This is a genomic window from Methanococcus voltae PS, from assembly GCF_024807035.1.
In the GTDB taxonomy this organism is placed as follows: Archaea; AGJL01; Methanococci; order Methanococcales; family Methanococcaceae; genus Methanococcus; species Methanococcus voltae.
This window is the reverse complement of record NZ_JANUCQ010000001.1, coordinates 396835-416356: the sequence shown is the minus strand read 5'-3', so window position 1 is coordinate 416356 and position 19522 is coordinate 396835. Positions and strand designations below refer to the sequence as shown.

Below are 19522 nucleotides of genomic sequence, written 5' to 3'. Positions count from 1 at the left end.
TCATTCAATATTTATAACTACTAATCCAAATAAAAATATTATCATTTTATTTAATTCCATTGTATAAAAAATTAATCTAATGTATGAAATCATATAATACTCGAAATAGTGTGGGAATATGATGAAATTTAAATATTAGAATTCATAATTACATTTAAAAGATTATTGTTCTAAAAAATAAAAGAAATAAAAAAGAAATAAATAATAAAATAAAATAAAAAAACTATCAATTGGTGAACTAAATGAAAATAAACGTAGGAATATTAGGTGCAACTGGAAATGTAGGGCAAAGATTTATTCAAATGTTAGAAAACCACCCTATGTTTGAATTAACCGCTTTGGGTGCATCCCATAGAAGTGCAGGAAAAACTTATGAAGATGCTTGCTACTGGTATCAAACAGAGGCAATACCTGAAGACACTGCTAAAAAAATAGTTGTGCCAACTGAAGCTAACCACCCTGAATTTGAAAATGTTGATATTGTATTCTCTGCATTGCCTGCAAATCTCGCACAAACCATCGAACCGGAATTTGCAAAAGCTGGTAAATTGGTATTTTCAAACGCTTCAGCAATGAGAATGGAAGCAGATGTACCTTTAATCATAACTGAAGTTAACCACGAACACTTTAAAATGTTAGAAACTCAAAGAGATAACAGAGGATATGATGGTGGTATTGTAACAAACCCTAATTGTTCAACCATTTGCTCGTCAATAACTTTAAAACCAATCATGGACAAATTTGGATTGGATTTAGTAAATATTACAACAATGCAGGCTATAAGTGGTGCAGGTTACGATGGAGTACCTTCGATGGCGATATTAGATAATATGATCCCTTACATCGGCGGAGAAGAAGAAAAGATGCAAACCGAAAACTTAAAAATATTGGGCAATGTTGAAAATGGTCAATTTAAAGATGGTAATTTTAAAATAGGCGTATCTTGCAATAGAGTACCAGTTATTGACGGACACACTGAAAGTATTTTCGTTAAAACTACCGAAGAAGCAGAAATTGAAGAAATCAAAAAGGCTATGGATGAATTCGACCCATTAAAAGACTTTAACTTACCAAGTTATGCAAAACCTATCGTACTTAGAAGTGAAAACGACAGACCGCAACCAAGATTGGATAGAAACACAGGTAATGGAATGTCCATAGTGGTGGGAAGAGTTAGAGAAGACCCTATCTTTACAACAAAGTACACTGCTTTGGAACATAATACAATTAGAGGCGCTGCAGGTGCTAGCGTTCTTAATGCGGAATTATATGTTAAAAAATATTTATAAATGAAATATTATTAGTTAATGATTAATAATTTTTTATTTTCTTTTTACTTTTACTTTCATTTTTTATTATTTTTACTAGTTTTATTATTTTTATTAATTATAATTAGGTGATTACTTTATTTTATTTTTTCAGTAGTAACCTTTATATATTAGGTTGTGTATATTAATCATTGTTAAAATATTTAAGTTAACTTAAATATATTAAGCATTATTAATTAAGTAAAATTATTAAATTTAACGATGATGAAATTATACATTAATCATACGTTACTTTAATGTAGTTATAGTAACTTAAATTTAATTTAAAACTTAATTTTGTGCTAGTATGAGTTAACATCCACATAAAACTAAAGAAATAAAGAAATAAAAACAAAGAGGTATTTTAAAGGGGTAAAATATGATATATTTTGGAAGTCCCATAAAAAGTAATGAAACCGACGAACTTGAAAAACTTGCAGATAAAAGCGTAGGAAAATACACAATCTTAAAAGTAGACAATAACGCTGAAACGAATTCATCATGCAGGAAATTAAGTGAGCTGGGAATTATTACTGGGAAAAGGGTAAAAATTGTAATTAACGATAAAAAAGGTCCGTTAACAGTAGTAGTTGGCAATACAAAAGTTGCCATTAGCAGAAAGATAGCAAATAACATTTATGTAAATTAATCCATCCGGGCAACGAATTTAAAAGCAATAAGCTATTATAAAATGGTGTATACAATGTATATTGGAAAAAGATATCGCATAATAAAGTTTTCTAAATAAATAAGTTATATTTCAGTCACAAATTAAAATTAAAATTAAAATTCAATTACAATAGTGTTTTAATAAATTATATCCTATATTCTAAAAATAAGTGAATAAATAAAAATATAATAGACATTTGGAATAAATAATAAATAGATATAATAGGTTAGTTATACTAGTATATCATATGAAATATAGTCGAAAAAATATTCTGAATAATAGTCTAAGTAATTCAAAGGTTAGTTGTTAATTAAAAAAAGGAATAAAATCTAAATAAAATTAAAATTGAAATAGATGTCACAAATATTTAAAATTAGTTAAACATTGATAGTAATATAATAATGTATGTGAATATCGTAAGTATGGTAAAATAGTCACAAACAGGGACATTTAATGCAAATAATAAACCATAGGGATAATGTGCAAAAAAATACGAAAAAGGAAAAAAATATGAATGAAAAACGGAACGATAAGGAATCACTCTTTGAAAAGTTGATGGTAAAACTTTCTAAATCAGTTATAAGCGCAAGCTGTGGGAGTTGCGGAAACTGTAAGTTGAAAGAACATTGCCCTTCAAAAAATTCAAAAGAGTATTCTGAGTAATATTGGTAATATAAATTTTGATATTGGTATTCAACATTCTAAATAACATATACTTTTATTGGTAATATTGGTAAACAGTAATCTACATTCACATTTAAACAAACGGATAAAATAAAAAAATAAAATAAAATAACGATTTAACTTAATCCACTACTTTATTAATTATTATTACGTATTAATTATAATTATTATTACTTATTAAAATAGTCAATAAAAAATTCAATCCACAAACTACCATCATTATTTCATTTTAGGAAATAAAGGTATTAAAAAAACAATTACAATTTACACGTTAAAATATCCAATTATTTATTTTGGATTCAGATATAAAAATTAATTAAAAAAAATTAGAAAGATAAGAAAGTTTTTAGTGTTTTATATATATGGTGATTATATGGCGAAAATAGCATTCATAGGACAACCTAACGTTGGTAAAACGACTCTATTTAATAGTTTAACCGGTATGAGACAAAAAGTAGGTAATTGGACCGGGGTTACCGTTGAAAAAGTTGAAGGTCATTATACTTACAATAACAAAGAATTTTCATTGGTTGACCTTCCAGGTATTTACTCCTTAATGTCTAATTCCATAGACCAAAAAATTGCAAGGGAGTTTATTGTTGAAAACAAAGACGCAACATTTGTGAATATTATCGATACCCCTAATTTAAACAGAAATTTATACCTTACGTTACAATTGATTGAATTAGGCGTTGTACCAATAATTTGTTTAAACCTTATAGATGAAGCGGAAAAATATGGTATTACCATCGATGACAATAAGTTATCCAAAAAATTAGGTGGAGCCCCAATTATTAGAACATCTGGTAGGTTAAATATAGGTCATAATGATTTAAAAAAGGCTATTGCAGATTATAGAACTAAACAGCCTATAGTAATAGAATATTCTGAAATCTTGGAAAATGCAGTTTTAGAAGTAAATAAATTATTAGATAAACATAACATCGCGGAATTAAATCAATATCCTAGACGATGGGTATCATTATCTATATTAGAGGGAGATGCAGAGATAATTTCAAAATTAAACTCTGAATTTATCCACGAATATGAACAAATTAAAAATAAAATTGAATTTGAAATTAAGCACGACGTAGAAAGCTATGTAACAGAACAAAGATACAGTAAATGTGACGAAATATTATCCGATGTATACAAAGATAGTGAAGTTCACGACGACATCGATGTAATTCTTGTGCACCCAGTCTATGGTCTTGTAATTTTTGCAGCAGTTATGTATTTATTATATACATTCGTGTTCACAATGAATGAAATAACTGCAGAATGGGCGGGAATTATAATAGAATACATTAGCGGTTGGATTGCAGCAATAACGCCTGCAGCATACCAAGGAATCGTAGTAGATGGTATCGTAGGAGGGGTAGGTGCAGTTTTAGAATTCTTCCCACTGGTATTTGTAATGATATTCTCATTAGCTACATTAGAAAATACGGGTTACTTATCCAGAGTAGCTGCATTATTACACAATATAATGTCTAAATTTGGATTAAGTGGTAAATCATTCATACCTTTAGTAACAGGGTTTGGTTGTACCTTACCTGCGGTTGTAGGTACTCGTTATATCTCAGGATACAAAGAAAGATTAACAACTTTGTTAGTTGCCCCATTTGTACCATGTTCTGCTAGATTTGTGATTATAGCATTTTTGGCTGCGGCATTCTTCCCAGCTAACCAGGCGCTATTCTCAATGTTCGTCCTTGCAGTTTCATTCCTTGTACTTATAGCATCCTCTTGGATATTAAGTAAATACATAATTAAAGGAGAAAATGAAGACTTTGTATTTGAATTACCGCCTTATAGGATACCGGATTGGAAAAACGTAATTAGTAGTACATGGTCCAAATCAAAAGGATTCTTAAAAAAGGCAGGAACTTTAATTGCTGCAGGTTCCGTGTTATTCTACGCTTTAACCACCTACCCTACAGCAGATGCAAGCTATGCTTACATGTTAGGTAACATGTTGTCTCCATTAACCTCATTAATGGGTTTAGATGGTACAGCAGGTATCTCATTGATATTCGGTATAATTGCAAAAGAATTGGTTGTTTCAACACTTGAAATATTATATACACAAGGCATACAAAATGCTTTAACTCCATTGACTGGTTTAGTACTTACCTTGGTATCTGTGCTCTACATTCCATGTTTTGCCACCGTTGCTACAATATACCTTGAAACTAGGAGCTTAAAATGGACTGCATTTTCTGTATTCTATAACTTAGGTATTGCCTCACTTGTTGGTATAATCGTATACCAAGTCGGTAGATTAATGGGTTTCTAAACTAACCCATTATAATTTCTTATTTTAGTTTTTTATTGTTTTTTATTCATTATTTGCTTTATATTTTTTATATTTTTTATATTATTTTTAACATTATGTTGTATTTTATGTTGTATTTTTTAGTAATGTATATATAAAATTGTTACAAATTATATTACAATTAAAAATATGTTTAAAATAAATTAAAATAAATTAAAATAAATTAAAGTATAGTTTTGATATAATTTTATCATTCACAATATGGCGATAAAAATGGACTCATTAATAATGGCAGGCGGAAAAGGTACAAGACTTAATTTAAATATTGAAAAACCACTTTTGGAAATCAATGGAATTAGAATAATTGACGATATGATAAAAAATTTACTAAATTCAGAAATTGAGAATATTTATATTGCAGTTTCCCCAAATACACCTGAAACAAAAAAACACATTTTAGAAAATTTAGAAAGTTATTCAAAATACTTGGAAGATTCCAAAACTACTTCTGACGCGAAAATTTTTATAATTGAAACTTCTGGAAAGGACTATGTGCATGATTTGGGCGAATGTATCCCTTATTTTAAATCTTCGTTTTTAACATTGTCCGGAGACTTAGTAAATGTTAAATCGAAAACTATTAATACAATCATTAGATATTATTCTAATATATGCAAAAAAAATAACGATATAGAAGCTTTATGCGTAGTAACTCCTATTGAAGATTATCCGGCTACACCTACGATTAATTTTGAAGGTTATGTCCCATTAGGCATTAATATTGTAAGCCCTAATGAAAAATATCAAAAAGAAGAGTTATTTGTTTTAAAAGAACCTATATTAAACGTCAATACTATAGAAGACCTTACAATAGTCATTGAGGATAATTTATAGAATTTCGTCTAATTAGGTGCATAAATGCTTAATATAGCTTGATATATAGTGTAATATCCATAACATTTTTAAAATATTTGGGCATTTTTTGAGGATATTTACTAAAATATAACTAAAGTATATATAGTATTTAAAGAATAAATATTATTATCTTAAATTTGCCACACATAACAATAATATTAATTACAAAAAACATCGTATGTAATAATAATTAAAAAATATAATTTATAGAATAACAGATTATCGTCAAAAATATAGGGCATTAGGTGATTAAATGAAATTATCCTTCAAATCATTATGTGGTAGGTCAATTGTAGGCGACCATGGTAGTATTGTAGGTACTGTTAATGACTTGGTAATAGATGAAAAAACTGGTAGATTAGTTTCATTAAATGTAGAAGTGTCAGAACAAAGTGCTATCTACAATAAAGAACCAAGCGTATTTATACCATACAGAACCGTTTCAGCTGTTAGAGACGTTGTTGTGGTTGATGAATCCAAAATGGCAATAAACAATTAATTTCTAATTATTGTAATTTCATTTAAATTATTTATCTATTTTAACTCTTTTATTTCAATATTATTCGTTTATACTTAATTATATTTGTTTAATATTAAAGATTAACTCGAGTATTTTATATTATACTTTACAATATTTTACTTTATAATATATTATTATATCCATACATTTAAATATTTTAAAAATATATTTAAATTCATTGATATATCTACACATTTAAATATTATGAATTACAGTATTATAGATATCTAAGTAAAAAGTTACATTAGAATGGATTAGACTAGAATAGAGTATGGTAAATTAGCGTGATATTATGATAGTTTGGAATTTGATATGTCCAAAATGTAAAAAAAGGTTAAGATATGAGGTAGATGTTTGCCCCTGTATGGCTTCAGAGGTGGAACTACCAAAATGCGAAGTTTGTGGCGAACAATATACGTTTGAACTCTCAAATACTCGTTTTAAGATTAAAAAATAAGAATTAGGAATTTATGACTAGTATTAGTTTATGATGAGTATGGTAATAGGTATTAAATAATAAAATTAAAAAAGTGAAAGATATGTTAGAATTTATAGACGAATTTGCAAATTATGTGGTTATAAATCTATTAAAAATGGATTTATTATCGCCCATAGGTAGTTCTGTTCAGTTTTTCATAGCGGATGTTATAAAAATACTTTTTCTATTAATTTTAATGGTATTTGTGATATCGTTTGTTAGAAGTTATTTCCCGCCTGAACGAACTAAAAAAATACTTGAGAAATACATGGGCGTTAAAGGAAATGTATTCGCTTCCTTATTGGGTATTGTAACCCCATTTTGCTCTTGTTCCTCAATCCCGATATTCATAGGATTTATTGAAGCAGGAATTCCCCTTGGAGTTACATTCTCATTCTTAATTACGTCACCTATTGTAAATGAGGCAGCTTTTGCGATACTTTTGGCAACCTTTGGCTGGGAAGTTGCTTTGTTGTATACCGTTTCTGGAGTCGTAATTGGGGTACTAGGTGGTTTATTAATCGGTAAATTAAAAATGGAACACCTTGTAGAAGAGTATGTTTATGAAATAAGACGCAGAAGACCCGCAAAAATAAAAGAACTTACATTTAAAGATAGAATAGAGTTTTCTAAACAGAATACTATAGATATAATTAAAAGAGTATGGCTTTACTTAATAATAGGTATTGGAATTGGTGCAATTATTCACGGTTATTTGCCTCCTGAAAGTTATTTAATACAGCTTATAGGTCCAGATAATCCTTTTGCTTTGATAATTGCCACGATTATTGCAGTGCCGATTTATTCTAATGCGCTTGGTACAATACCAATAGCAGAAGCTTTGATTGGTAAGGGTGTGCCTATTGGGACGGCTTTAGCATTTATGATGGCTACTACTGCACTTTCATTGCCTGAAGCCATATTATTAAAAAAGGTTATTAAACCAAAATTAATTGCGGTATTTTTTGGAATAACGAGTGTTGCAATAATTTTAACCGGATATATGTTTAATATATTATTTGCATAAAATTAATAAATTAAAAAATAATAAAATTAAAATAATAACAATAATAATTTAAAGGGTGAGATTTTGTCTTCAAAATTAGTTTTTAAAGTATATGGATTAGGTTGTGCTTCATGCAATAAATTATTTAAAGATTTAAACGACGCGATTGCAGATTTAAAAGAAAAAGAATTAAAAGATTATGAGACAGAAGTTTTAAAAGTTGAAGACCCAAAAGAAATATTTAAAGAGGTATTAAACGTACCTGCTCTTTCAATAAACGACGAAATTATGTTTGAACAGGAAAAACCAAATAAAAATCAATTGATTGAATTACTTAAAGAATATTTAGCTACAGAAAATTAAAATAAATTAAATAAATTAAAAGAATAAGTAAATAAATAAGTAAATAATTAAATTAAAATTTTTTATCTTCTTTTTATGTTTTTTATCTTCTTTAGTTTTATTCGATTAACAAAGCACAGTAACCCACTACGGAAGTATAATCTTTGGATATATCCCCGGAAGTCATGTAATTTAATAAATCAGCGTTTTTAGCACCAAATAATTTTAAAATGTGTAACATAGTAATTACTTGCCCAAAACCGCACATACTTATATTATTATCCATTACAGTATCATAAAGTGCTTTTTCGTCCAATTCTAAGACATTTTTGATTACTTTTGCATCTTTTTTTATGGTTGTTTCCCGGGGTTCATAGTGTGAAAAGTCAGTAGATGCAATCACGACAATATTTTTATTTAGTTTTTTTGCAACATTATGGATGTAATCTCCCATCTCGATATACTCTTCATATTCCATGCCTTGGCAACATATTGGGACTATTTTAAATTGCGAAATGCCCAACAATTCCAAATGTTTTAAGAAAGGTAGTTGAACCTCTATCGAATGCTCTTGTAAGTGTGCGATATCATCAAGTTCAAATAAACCGTGTATTATTAACTCACTTATGAAGTCTAAATCCGGCGTTATATCGCCCAGTGGGGTTTCCCATGTTTCATTGGAAATTGCCACTCTTGCACCCATACCTGTATGGTTAGGAGATAATATAACAATGGTTGTTTCGTCACCTAATCTTTTTGAAAGTTCATAATACGAATAGCCCGCAGTAATTCCTGAATATTCATAACCTGCGTGTGGACATATTAAACCGATTGAACTCTTTAAATTTGGTTCTGAATTAATTTTTAAAGGTAATTCTCCGATTCCTAAGGGATTTGTATAAAAATACTCTATTATACTAATTAATTCATTGACATCTCCAGGATAAAAAATATCTTTTACGATTGGGGTTCTTGACATACTAACACCTTGATTTTAATTCTAAAAATATAATTAAGTATTTTAATTTGTGATTTTAATTTGTGATTTTTAACTAGTAATTAGTATGTCTAAACAAATTAATAAAGATTTATATGAATTTTCCGTTAAAAAAATAAAATTATCTAGAAATTAGGATTCAAAAAATTTTAAATCACATATAAAATATAAAATTTCCCCGTGTGCACCATTTACTTTTGAAACCATTTTCTTTTTATGTAACTGCCGTAATCTATTCGATAAGGAACTTGAACCACTGTAATTTGGGGAAAATTTATTTTTTATAGTTTTATACGTTACTGCTCCATTATTATCCGATATGAAATCCAAAATTTCTTCCTGAGAGGCCATATTATCACATGTGCGGTCATTTATCTTTTTATTATTTCTATTTTATTTTTAGTTTCTTATTATTAGTTTATTATCTATTGGTCTATTATCTATTGGTCTATTATTTTTTGTCCGAATTGTTAATTGTATCTGCTTTGCTAACAATTTCGTCATTTGGACGGATTAATAAAAAATTACCATAATCTTCAGTTGATATATATTCCTTAAAATATGCAGATACAGATTTTACAATTTTCAATGATTTTTTCGCCATTTGATTCATAATTTATCGCCAAATTAATTATTTTATTTACACTTATTTTAGTTTAATTTTCAATTTTTTTATTATTTGATATATCACCTCAATAAATAAAATTAATAAATAATTATAATATAATAAACTATTTCATAATATAAATATTTTTTCAAAATTTTGAAATAAATTAGTAAAATATAATTTAGTATCGCGATAGAGTGATAAATAAAAATCAAATTTAAAATATTAAAAAAATAAAATTAAAAAGATTATAAGATTAGTAAGGCAATGGTAATCCTATTTCTTTTCTATGTGCTCTTTCCTTACCGTTGTTGTCCTTTTTAGAGTTAGCCAATTTTTCAACTAATCCTAATCCTGGTTTCACATCGTCGATATTCTTTATTTCTATAACGCCAGCTTCTTCCATAGCTTTATAGAATGCTTCACCTTTTGCGGTTCTTATGAATATGGTGCTCCAACCGTCTGGGCTACCAACTGAACCTGTTGAGATATCTGCAAGTTCTGCGGTGTAGTCCATACATACGTGGCATGAGTGTTGCTCGTATGGGTGCGTGTCTTTTAACTTGATAGTTTTTACATCGCCCCATTTTGAGTATACCCAGAATTTACCTTTTCCGATATCGGTTTTTGCGACATCTTCCATTTTGATTCCGCAGTGTTCTTCAATTATGGTTTTTAAACCGTTGTATGGGAAGTTCTCCATACAGAAGATACCCATTATTAAAGCAATTTTGTCAGGTACGTGTCTGTAACCTACAGGGTACTTTAACATTTTTCTGATTGATTGCACCTGACAAGGAGTACCTACGAATCCCACCTTATCGCAACCGTATTCTCTTACAGCACTTTTTAATACTGATAAGTTTGGTGAAGTTGTATATTTTGTACCTGCTGCACTTAAAACTTCGTCAACAGTTGTAGCAACCTTAGGTATTGCGCAGAAATCCTCACCTTTATCTGCAACAATTACCCCATCAAGTAATCCACTTTCTAAACCGTGTATGTAAGCTGCTGATACAATACCACCGTCTTGTGATTTTTTACGGATTTGGTTATTAGTAGCTCTTGCGGATATAGCAAACTTGTATGAGCCGAATGGGTCCATCCAATCACCTCTGTTTTATAGTATTTCAACTTATTTTATTTTTTAATTTTGTATTCTATCTACATAATTGAAATAATTATTAATTAGGAAAAATTTAGCAATTATTTTGTTAATTACTCTATTTTTTCAATTAATTCAGGGAATCTTATTCTTGGACACTGTACGCTACAAGCACCGCATTTTATACAAATTTCTTTGTCAATTGCAGGCCTTCCGCACTCCATTGTTACAGCTCTTGTTGGGCAAGCTGCTGCACAAGCTCCACATCCCATACATAATGATTTGTTAATTACTTTAACGATTAAATCGCATCCGCAAGCTTCACTACCATATTTAGCGAGTTCCGCGTATGGTTCTAAGTAATCCATATCTCCTTCGAGTGCAGCGGTTATAACAGCCACTATTGACTCAGGGGATGGTGGACATCCTGGTATTGCGAGGTCACATTTTACAACTTCAGTTAACGGAGCAAATGCGTCATGTACTGGTTTTGACATTTGTCCTCCTCTTGAAAATCTTGTAATGTTTCCACTTGCAGCACATGCGCCTAATGCCACAAGTATTTTAGCTTTTTCTCTACAAGCGAGTGCAGTTTCTAATGCGTGATGGTCGCTTAAGCATACGCTACCTTCTAATAAGATGATATCTACATCGTCAGGTACTTCCCTAACATCTGCTAAAGTTTGTGAATATACTAAGTCAATAGCTCCTAATACATCCAATAACTTCTCGTAGGTGTCGGTAAGAGATACTAAGCATCCACAGCAACTGCTTAATTGTACGTGGGCAACTTTAACCATTGTATTTCCTCCCTCATCATTTTGATAAGTTATTAAGACAGATAACAATTTGGTCTTAATTTTTAATAAACGGTGAATTTAGCAAGTTAATAATACTAAATTTAATTGTAATACAATATTATTAGAATATTATTAGAATAAATATGATAATTAATGTCAATATCATCTTATTCTTAAATTTTAAATCAATTAGTCACATAAATGATTAAAAATCCATAAATATATTATTATTTTCAATCAATAGTAATCAATTATTGATTAATTATAATAATCCAATTCCCATTATTTTACTTATTTTTAATTAAGTATGGATGTATCTAGTTCCCCCTTATATCAGATAATATGATTTTTACAGCATCATCAACAGCATTTTCCACTTCTTCGCACAATTCCAATACAACGTCAGGTTCTGAAACGTATTTTGCTTGACAACCAATAACTTTGTATTTTATGTCGTTTTCTGTGCAAACCCTGTTTAATGTGGTGGATAATGGCCACTCATGACTATCTACTCTAGTGTGTTCGGGATTAGGAAGGTTTTCCTTTGTTAGTATCTCAATAGTGCCAGGTTCAAGCCCATAATCAATAACATCTACAACAGTTATATTCTTAACTTTAGAACTTTCGTCAATTAAAGTAAGTACCTGTTGAGGTGCCCCCGCCCCAGCGTCTACAAGTGCTACGTGCCCCTTTTCCTCGTCAGTTAACAAATCTTGTAATTTTTCGATAACGTGAACACTAAATCCATCGTCAGCAAAAAGGATATTTCCACAAGCTAGTATCAAAGTTTCTTTTAACAAATATGATGGGGTTAAGTCAAATTCTTGTTCATTGCTCATAATATACATCCTATATTAATTAATATTAATAATATTTGTAATATTAGTTATGTTGAATTAATTATGTTAATTTTATTAATTTATTAATAAATTAATTTAAGTAGCCTAATATAAATAAATCACATAGTAAAGTTTATCTAATTAATTTTATTATATTATAAGTCCTTTCGGTTCCTTATAATACTTAAAATCTTCTTAAATCTACTACTTTTTTAGTCTGTTCATCTTTCACAATGATGTGCGTTGCACATGAAGCTCATATGTCGTATGCTCTCATGATTACTTCCGCATATTTGTGGTGGTAGCCTTCAATAGCCTTTTCAACTACTGGCATGTTCCATGTTGAAGCTGCGATGATTCTGTAGTTTTTAATTCTACCATCTGCGCCCATTTCTGCCATGTGTGTATTTGTAGCTCTTGGAGCTTCGTGTACACCTACACCGAATCCGTCTTTGTATTCTGGTGTAATTTTGGTAGCACCTTCAATGTTTAATTCTTCGAGTAACTGTAATGACCTTTCAACAGCGCCTAAGTTTTCTAAGGCTCTTGCAAGGTTAACATCCATTACGCCACCGTCTGTTCTGAATGAACCAAATTTAACCATTCTTGCTCTTGGTCCACCCTCTGCAGGTGTTCCCAAGTATAATGGAATTTGGTTTGTTGCGGTTTGAGCGATTTCTGGATAATTAGAATAATAATTTTGAGCGGTTAGTTCTGCTATATCATCTAATTTTAAGTTATCTCTGTTACCGAATGTTGTATCGGTTGCAATGTATGGTAAATCGTGTCTTCCTAAATCAGGGATTCCGATTTCGTCCAAATATCTTTCAGTTAACATTTTAATAAGGTCGTACATTTGTCTTGCATCTTCTTGGTATTCTTTGCAAGCGTAGTATAACTTTGACTTAGCTCTTTCAGTGATGTTATTTCTCATACCACCGATTACTAAGTTAGGTGGGTGGATACCTTCTCCCCCAACGATATCTACGATTAATTGACCCTCTTTTCTCATTTTCTGAATCAATTTGATACCATCTATTCTTAAAGTATCTGCCTCTTCAGGTTTTAACAAATCATCCACAATTAACAAATGATGTAATGGGTGTGAATGCATTCTGTTGCCTAAACCTAAGAGTTCTCTTAATATTGCACCATCTTGCGGAATTTCCGCACCGATAGCGTTTTCGATAGCTTCACATGATGCTATACCGTGTGTAGCCTGACATATTCCACATATTCTCATAACTGCAATAGGTCCAAATGCTGCAGGCTTTCCTTGAAGCATTGTTTCAAATCCCCTCACGGGAGTGGTATTTGGATAAAATGCTTTGGTTACAATTCCGTCATCGTCCACATTTAAAACGAGTTTGGCGTGCCCCTCATGTCTTGTTGTAGGAGCAATTGTTATAGGTTCTGCCACAATGGTCACCTCCGAGGTAATCTACATATAACGAATTATGTTTCTATTGGGTATTATATAAACTGATATCTCTTTAAAAATATAAATGGGGGTATTTAATTAATTAAATACCTAAAGTTGTTAAAAATAAACTAATAACAGTTTAAATCATTTTATTAGTTAATAGATATTAAAAAAATTAAAAATATGGGAAATTATGTTCAAATAATTAAAATATATGTCGTATTTTTAAAATAAGTAGTTATTTTATACTATATTTTTCACGAAATTTAAAAGTAATGTATCAAAAAAATGATTTGCAATTAATATTAATTAATGTAGTATTAATAATTTTAAATATGTAATACTTAAATAATACTTATTAAAAAAAGGTAATAAAAATTATTAATTATGAAGGTAAATATATTTATAAATATATCGATAATTATTTTAATAATTACCTATAACGTCCAAGATATACCAAGTAATTCGCTATATTTAGCTAAAACTCTTGATATATATTCGTCTAAAGCTTTATCTCCATCTTCTTCAAATTTTTTAGCCCATTTTTCATTCTCAAAGTCTTTTGCACCACAAGCCATTAATTCTTTTACCCTGTGGCTTTCTATGACGTGAGGATAACCTACTTTTAAATCGTAACTGTAGATTTTTTCAAGTAAGTTTAAACTAACTTTATGTAAATTGTTTGATAAATAGTAATTAACCTCATTAACCTCATTTAGTTCGTCAGATTTACTAATATCCATTTTTTCTTCATCTTTAAAGACTTCTGCCAATAATTCATCTAAAACTGGCAATATCCATTTTCTATGAAATCGACAGATGCCTAAGTTTTCAAGAGTTATTTCTTCAGTTGCACCTTTAACACTTAAGGTGGCCAATTCTTCAGGCTCTAAAAATACTCCATTTTGATAATACGTGAGGTATTTTCCCTGGATTAAGTAAGGGATGTAGTTACCTATTGCCCAATACATAGTTGGAGATATTTGCCCATTGTGTCCAAATGCGACATATACTGCAAAATCATTGAAATTTAATGGTTCTTGACTTTCTATACAGTTTGATTTGTATTTTCTGAACTTTTCAACTTTTACATCGCAATCAGAAGTATTTAATTCGTGTAATCTATCTTTATAAATTTCATTTAATTCTTTTCCCGCATATCTCGTGTCTTTTCTCAATAAAGAGATTAATTGCTCAATTTTTTCATAATCTGGATTTTCCAAATTTTTTTGAATTGATTGGATTAATTCTTTTGTGATTTCTTTTGTATTTTCTTTATTTTCAGTTATCCCATAAACAATTAAATTTGCAAGAGTTATTGCCTGCTCTGCATTGTGATTTGAACATTTTAGGATATTTTCGTCAGTATCGTAATCTTCGACATCAAAATAAGGCATTTTGATACCTACTTCTTCAGGTTTTAAAAGTCCTACGTTTAAAAGTTCAAAAACCCATGCACATAAGTTTCCAAATTCAATTGCATCCATTCCTAAACTATCTACGGCGTGAACCACCTTATCAACCGCATATATATCGAAAATACCCAAACAAGGACCATTTGCTTCGTAAGGTTCATAATCTACGTGCATTCCTTTTCGGTATTTTTTACAGGCTACAGGGCAGGGTTCACCGCAATTTGTCCAATTTTTAGGTATTATAGATTCTTCATCAAATTGAGCTACGAAATACTTTAAAATTTTGTCGTGGAAGTACAAACGGTCATCTTTTTCGATAAATGGTGTTCTCCAATTGAATATTGGTGTTAAATCCATTGCTGTTTTATAATTATTCCCAAAAGTCCCGCCTGTTTCAGTCTTTTTACTGTATCGATATTTTTCAGTATTAGAAAGTACTGCCTCGATATAAGGCTTGTTGTGACATGTTTCTACTATTTTTTTAAGTTTTAATTCTTTTTCGATGTCTTTTTGATAGTTATCTCCGAAAAATACGACACCTATGACATTGTGGCACCTATAGAGTGCTGAACCGCAACCACCTCGTGCAGCCCAGTCTTCGGAACCCTCTACAACTGCACCATTTTTTATGGTTTGAGAATATATCCCTGCCATATCTGTAGTTATCGCACTTGGTCCCACCATAAAGGCTCTAAAATTCTCGTCAATCTGTTTATATTGCTCTATTAAATAATCGTTTAATTCATAAACACTTTTAAACTTTCCTTGTTCAAATTCCTCAAGTTCCTTAAATTCTAAGCTAAAATTACCGTTTCCATTTAAAATTATTAGACTTGGTTTTTCACATCTTCCTTTAATCGCGATGTTGTCCAATCCAGTATTTTGAAGGGTATATCCGGCTCCCCCCATTGCTGAAAAATGAAAGCCTTTCCACAATGGTGACCTAAAGGAAAATATTAACCTATGACCTCCAATAATCGGTAATACACCCTTTCCAAAACAAAATATATTTTTATCACTGTATACGTCTTCTTTATAAGTTTCATAATCATTATGGAGTTTCATACCCCAATCTAATGGCAAATATGTGCCCTCTACTGTTTCGTAGGTTTTTGATGACGCATCGATTAGAATATTTCTCATTGTATCCCCGTTTATTTGTTTTCCATTATTTTTCTATGATTTCAGCATATGACATATAATATATAAGATATAATATAGAATACGTAGTATAATTATATATCTTAATAATACATTCAATTTAACCGAACAATTTTAAAAGTATTTTAAATAGTAACAAACAAAATAATTTAAATTACAAGATTATATTAAAATTAAGAATATTGAAAATTGAATATAAGGGATATTATGCAAATTGAAATCGATAAAAAAGTTATAAAAGCCCTTTCTGCCCGTTCGAGAATTAAAATATTGAAAAAATTAAATCAAAAAAGATATACGGTTACAGAATTGTCCAAAACTCTTAATTTATCTAAATCTACTGTTCACGAACATTTATCCATTATGCTTGATGGAGGACTTGTTGAAAAGCACGATGATGGACATAAATGGATATACTATGGAATGACTAGTAAAGGTAAACTCATATTGAATAGCCAGTTTGAAAAAACTATCGTATTGTTCCCATTATCTGTCGTAGCCTTCGTAAGTGGGTTTTACAGCTTATTTATATACGGAAAAGGTAGTATTGTATCACCAATGATGGCAAGGACTACGGCGGGGTCTTACGAGGCAGTTGAAAATTCTGCCAACCTCTTAATGGCTGAAAAAGCCATGCCTGTTACAGAAACTATGATACATCACGACCCTGCAAATTTAATAATTGGATTAATACTTTTGGGGATTGCATTTTTTATGATGAATCATATCTATCAAACTTATAAAAATGCGAAAGTTAATGAAAATCGCTATAGAATAGATTAATCGGCATATATTTAACCTATAGTCGGTAAATCATCTATTTTAATTTTTATTAATTTTTATTTTTTATTTTAGATTATATTATTTTTTTGAATACTAAATTATATAAATAATACTTTATCATATATTTTTTAAATGTAATTATACCTACGTAATTATGAATAAACCTGTAGTTAAAATAAATATTTAATATGTATCAAATTTGGTGAACAAATGGAAAAAATTGATAATATAGAATTAGATGAATTAGATAATAAAATGGATTACATATTGGCAGAATTTGTTGATATTTGCAGAAAACTGTATGAAAGAAAATACGTTGTTGGTTCGGGGGGCAATGTAAGTATTAAAGTAGGAAATTTGGTATTTATAACACCTACTGGTCATATATTAGGCCTTATGGAAAAAGAAAAGATATGTATTGTTGATATGGATGGTGATATATTAAAAGGAAAACCTACCTCTGAATTGAATATGCACCTTGGAATATACAAAAATCGCAAAGATGTGAATGCTATTGTTCACACCCATTGTATGTACTGTACGGCATTCTCAAATATGGATAAAAAAATAGACCTTATAACTCCAGAAGGACAACTTTTTATTAGGAAAATTGATTATGTTGATTATTACCCTTGCGGAAGTATGGAATTAGCCAACGCAGTTTCTAAATGTGGGGAAAGTGCAATTGTTTTAAAAAATCACGGCTTAGTAACATTAGGCGAGAATATTCTTGAAGCTTATTTGAAAACTGAAGTTGTGGAAGAGCTAGCACAAATGAATTACATTATCCACAACATGAAAAAATAATAGTAAAATAATAATAAAATAATAAAAAAACATCTATTTTAAATTTTGATTATTTTAAGGCTTATTTTTGATGTATATTACTATTCATCTTCTTCCTCATCTAATTGGGATACGGAAGATAATTCACAATTTGTTCTTAAGTTTATAAGTGAAATTTCTCCATCTTTTAAACCATATAATGAATCAAATGCACCGACGATTATAGGTCCTAAAGCGAACCCTGCAATTCCTAATGTTAAAGGAGCTATTAAGAAAGCTGCTAAAGTCATTACTGGGTGCACATTACCACCAGATTTTACAACCTTTGGACGTATGTAGAAATCTAAGATAAAGGACAAAAATATTGTACCAAATAAATAAATTGCTAGTGCATATATTATATTACCTTGTATTAAATAATATATCGCTAAAGGCATATAAACGCCCCAACCACCTATTACAGGTAATAAAACACATATCCCGGTTAAAACTCCCAATGCCAAAGCACTTGGAACGCCCATTAATTGATAGCCGAGAATTGCAATCACCATTGCAATTAAAGAGGTCAAAGCTGTGCCGGTAAACATATTTTTATAGAAATCATTTAATTTCTGTGCAAATATTCGAACGTGTGCTTGGTAACACTCTGGGACGTGAACTAATGAAGCGCTAAGCAATTTATGACCGTCTTTTAAGAAGTAATAAGTCATAAATAAGATTATTAGTACTTTTATCATTACCAATGGTATCATTGATAATTGACTCAACAAACCATTTAAAATTCCTTCCAAAAATTTAAATAAATCTGCAGAAATTGGCGCCCAATACTGAGTTAAATTTATATCGTAGATGGATATTTTAGTAATCAAAGTTGATATCGAAGCACTTAATTGTGTTACGTCTAAATTTAATAAATAATAAATTAACTGCTCTAATATGATTAGTATGGTTGCAATAACTGGAATGGTTAGCACTAAGATACTTAATATTGCAGATGTAGATTTTGAAAACCTTTTTTTGAATAAATCATATGCTGGCTTTGTTATATATGCAAAAGCTATTCCAAATGAGATTGCGTCTATAAATGGTAATAAAATATAAACCATGAGTATAAAACTAAATAAACTTCCCAATTTTAATATAAGGTTAAAATCACTGTCTTTCATAATTTCTCACGCAAAATGTGTAATTTATAATTTATAATTTATAATTTTTATTGTGTATTGTAAATTTTAGTTTTAAGTATAAATTGTAGTAATAAAGGTAAAATATTCTTTTTACCATAAAATTTATGATATATCATATCTATCTAAGAAATAGTATAAAAATAATTTGAAAGTACAACGTTAATTTAAAGAATATTTGTATTTTATAATATGGGTTATATACTATTATATAATAAGCAT

At 29.6% G+C, this 19522-nt stretch carries 20 protein-coding genes; 11 read left to right on the top strand and 9 right to left on the bottom strand.

What is annotated here, in order from left to right; translation table 11 throughout:
- Positions 1-242 precede the first annotated feature (242 nt).
- The 9 genes from asd (at position 243) to M2325_RS02000 (ending at position 8221) form a co-directional block, all read left to right on the top strand.
- Positions 243-1289, top strand: coding sequence for an aspartate-semialdehyde dehydrogenase (asd, locus tag M2325_RS02040; RefSeq protein WP_209590477.1), 1047 nt, complete (start codon positions 243-245; stop codon positions 1287-1289).
- A 397-nt stretch (positions 1290-1686) separates the two neighbouring features.
- Complete coding sequence (locus tag M2325_RS02035) at positions 1687-1956, top strand: FeoA family protein (RefSeq protein WP_209590475.1); 270 nt, start codon at positions 1687-1689, stop codon at positions 1954-1956.
- A gap of 474 nt (positions 1957-2430) precedes the next feature.
- Positions 2431-2640 (top strand): hypothetical protein, encoded by a 210-nt coding sequence (locus M2325_RS02030; RefSeq protein ID WP_209590473.1) that lies wholly within the window; start codon positions 2431-2433, stop codon positions 2638-2640.
- Positions 2641-3034: 394 nt separating this feature from the next.
- Entirely contained in the window at positions 3035-4960 is a 1926-nt protein-coding gene (gene feoB / locus M2325_RS02025) for a ferrous iron transport protein B (protein ID WP_209590471.1), read from the top strand.
- Positions 4961-5212: 252 nt separating this feature from the next.
- Entirely contained in the window at positions 5213-5833 is a 621-nt protein-coding gene (gene cobY, locus M2325_RS02020; protein ID WP_259050676.1) for an adenosylcobinamide-phosphate guanylyltransferase, read from the top strand.
- A 274-nt stretch (positions 5834-6107) separates the two neighbouring features.
- Positions 6108-6353 (top strand): PRC-barrel domain-containing protein, encoded by a 246-nt coding sequence (locus tag M2325_RS02015; RefSeq protein ID WP_209590467.1) that lies wholly within the window; start codon positions 6108-6110, stop codon positions 6351-6353.
- Between the two features lie 313 nt (positions 6354-6666).
- Positions 6667-6831 carry a hypothetical protein gene (locus M2325_RS02010; protein ID WP_209590466.1) on the top strand — a complete coding sequence of 55 codons (165 nt, stop codon included), beginning with the start codon at positions 6667-6669 and terminating at the stop codon, positions 6829-6831.
- Positions 6832-6913: 82 nt separating this feature from the next.
- Positions 6914-7879 (top strand): permease, encoded by a 966-nt coding sequence (locus tag M2325_RS02005; RefSeq protein WP_259050674.1) that lies wholly within the window; start codon positions 6914-6916, stop codon positions 7877-7879.
- Positions 7880-7942: 63 nt separating this feature from the next.
- Positions 7943-8221: a thioredoxin family protein gene (locus M2325_RS02000; RefSeq protein WP_209590462.1), complete on the top strand. Its 279-nt coding sequence runs from the start codon at positions 7943-7945 to the stop codon at positions 8219-8221.
- Positions 8222-8318: 97 nt separating this feature from the next.
- Here the strand turns inward: M2325_RS02000 and amrB are convergent, their stop codons facing one another.
- The 8 genes from amrB to M2325_RS01960 all read right to left on the bottom strand — a co-directional run bounded on the left by amrB (position 8319) and on the right by M2325_RS01960 (position 16529).
- A complete protein-coding gene (gene amrB, locus M2325_RS01995; RefSeq protein ID WP_259050672.1) occupies positions 8319-9179 on the bottom strand; it encodes an AmmeMemoRadiSam system protein B in 861 nt (286 codons plus the stop codon).
- 150 nt (positions 9180-9329) lie between these two features.
- Positions 9330-9548: a hypothetical protein gene (locus M2325_RS01990; RefSeq protein WP_209590458.1), complete on the bottom strand. Its 219-nt coding sequence runs from the start codon at positions 9546-9548 to the stop codon at positions 9330-9332.
- Positions 9549-9648: 100 nt separating this feature from the next.
- Positions 9649-9810 carry a hypothetical protein gene (locus M2325_RS01985; RefSeq protein ID WP_209590457.1) on the bottom strand — a complete coding sequence of 54 codons (162 nt, stop codon included), beginning with the start codon at positions 9808-9810 and terminating at the stop codon, positions 9649-9651.
- A gap of 250 nt (positions 9811-10060) precedes the next feature.
- Positions 10061-10909, bottom strand: coding sequence for a coenzyme F420 hydrogenase subunit beta (frhB, locus tag M2325_RS01980; protein ID WP_209590455.1), 849 nt, complete (start codon positions 10907-10909; stop codon positions 10061-10063).
- Positions 10910-11022: 113 nt separating this feature from the next.
- A complete protein-coding gene (gene frhG / locus M2325_RS01975; protein ID WP_209590453.1) occupies positions 11023-11709 on the bottom strand; it encodes a coenzyme F420 hydrogenase subunit gamma in 687 nt (228 codons plus the stop codon).
- A 317-nt stretch (positions 11710-12026) separates the two neighbouring features.
- Positions 12027-12548, bottom strand: a complete 522-nt coding sequence (gene frhD / locus M2325_RS01970) for a coenzyme F420-reducing hydrogenase, FrhD protein (protein WP_259050670.1) — start codon at positions 12546-12548, stop codon at positions 12027-12029.
- Positions 12549-12732: 184 nt separating this feature from the next.
- Positions 12733-13968: a coenzyme F420 hydrogenase subunit alpha gene (frhA, locus tag M2325_RS01965; RefSeq protein WP_209590449.1), complete on the bottom strand. Its 1236-nt coding sequence runs from the start codon at positions 13966-13968 to the stop codon at positions 12733-12735.
- 440 nt (positions 13969-14408) lie between these two features.
- Positions 14409-16529, bottom strand: coding sequence for an aldehyde ferredoxin oxidoreductase N-terminal domain-containing protein (locus M2325_RS01960; protein ID WP_209631585.1), 2121 nt, complete (start codon positions 16527-16529; stop codon positions 14409-14411).
- Between the two features lie 225 nt (positions 16530-16754).
- Here M2325_RS01960 and M2325_RS01955 point away from each other — a divergent pair, with 225 nt between their 5' ends.
- Both M2325_RS01955 and fucA read left to right on the top strand, forming a co-directional pair.
- Positions 16755-17330, top strand: coding sequence for a winged helix-turn-helix domain-containing protein (locus M2325_RS01955; RefSeq protein WP_259050668.1), 576 nt, complete (start codon positions 16755-16757; stop codon positions 17328-17330).
- Positions 17331-17585: 255 nt separating this feature from the next.
- Entirely contained in the window at positions 17586-18137 is a 552-nt protein-coding gene (gene fucA, locus M2325_RS01950; RefSeq protein ID WP_209590813.1) for an L-fuculose phosphate aldolase, read from the top strand.
- Positions 18138-18217: 80 nt separating this feature from the next.
- Here the strand turns inward: fucA and M2325_RS01945 are convergent, their stop codons facing one another.
- Positions 18218-19282: an AI-2E family transporter gene (locus M2325_RS01945; RefSeq protein ID WP_209590445.1), complete on the bottom strand. Its 1065-nt coding sequence runs from the start codon at positions 19280-19282 to the stop codon at positions 18218-18220.
- Positions 19283-19522: the final 240 nt, after the last annotated feature.

What these genes read in the sequence shown, in the direction of transcription:
- M2325_RS01960 (WP_209631585.1), bottom strand. Translation starts at nt 16,529, where the DNA reads ATGAGAAATATTCTAATCGATGCGTCATCAAAAACCTACGAAACAGTA.
- M2325_RS02010 (WP_209590466.1), top strand. Translation starts at nt 6,667, where the DNA reads ATGATAGTTTGGAATTTGATATGTCCAAAATGTAAAAAAAGGTTAAGA.
- frhB (WP_209590455.1), bottom strand. Translation starts at nt 10,909, where the DNA reads ATGGACCCATTCGGCTCATACAAGTTTGCTATATCCGCAAGAGCTACT.
- frhD (WP_259050670.1), bottom strand. Translation starts at nt 12,548, where the DNA reads ATGAGCAATGAACAAGAATTTGACTTAACCCCATCATATTTGTTAAAA.
- M2325_RS02005 (WP_259050674.1), top strand. Translation starts at nt 6,914, where the DNA reads ATGTTAGAATTTATAGACGAATTTGCAAATTATGTGGTTATAAATCTA.
- M2325_RS01985 (WP_209590457.1), bottom strand. Translation starts at nt 9,810, where the DNA reads ATGAATCAAATGGCGAAAAAATCATTGAAAATTGTAAAATCTGTATCT.
- M2325_RS02030 (WP_209590473.1), top strand. Translation starts at nt 2,431, where the DNA reads ATGCAAATAATAAACCATAGGGATAATGTGCAAAAAAATACGAAAAAG.
- M2325_RS01955 (WP_259050668.1), top strand. Translation starts at nt 16,755, where the DNA reads ATGCAAATTGAAATCGATAAAAAAGTTATAAAAGCCCTTTCTGCCCGT.
- feoB (WP_209590471.1), top strand. Translation starts at nt 3,035, where the DNA reads ATGGCGAAAATAGCATTCATAGGACAACCTAACGTTGGTAAAACGACT.
- frhG (WP_209590453.1), bottom strand. Translation starts at nt 11,709, where the DNA reads ATGGTTAAAGTTGCCCACGTACAATTAAGCAGTTGCTGTGGATGCTTA.
- M2325_RS02015 (WP_209590467.1), top strand. Translation starts at nt 6,108, where the DNA reads ATGAAATTATCCTTCAAATCATTATGTGGTAGGTCAATTGTAGGCGAC.
- fucA (WP_209590813.1), top strand. Translation starts at nt 17,586, where the DNA reads ATGGATTACATATTGGCAGAATTTGTTGATATTTGCAGAAAACTGTAT.
- asd (WP_209590477.1), top strand. Translation starts at nt 243, where the DNA reads ATGAAAATAAACGTAGGAATATTAGGTGCAACTGGAAATGTAGGGCAA.
- M2325_RS02035 (WP_209590475.1), top strand. Translation starts at nt 1,687, where the DNA reads ATGATATATTTTGGAAGTCCCATAAAAAGTAATGAAACCGACGAACTT.
- M2325_RS01945 (WP_209590445.1), bottom strand. Translation starts at nt 19,282, where the DNA reads ATGAAAGACAGTGATTTTAACCTTATATTAAAATTGGGAAGTTTATTT.
- M2325_RS01990 (WP_209590458.1), bottom strand. Translation starts at nt 9,548, where the DNA reads ATGGCCTCTCAGGAAGAAATTTTGGATTTCATATCGGATAATAATGGA.
- amrB (WP_259050672.1), bottom strand. Translation starts at nt 9,179, where the DNA reads ATGTCAAGAACCCCAATCGTAAAAGATATTTTTTATCCTGGAGATGTC.
- cobY (WP_259050676.1), top strand. Translation starts at nt 5,213, where the DNA reads ATGGACTCATTAATAATGGCAGGCGGAAAAGGTACAAGACTTAATTTA.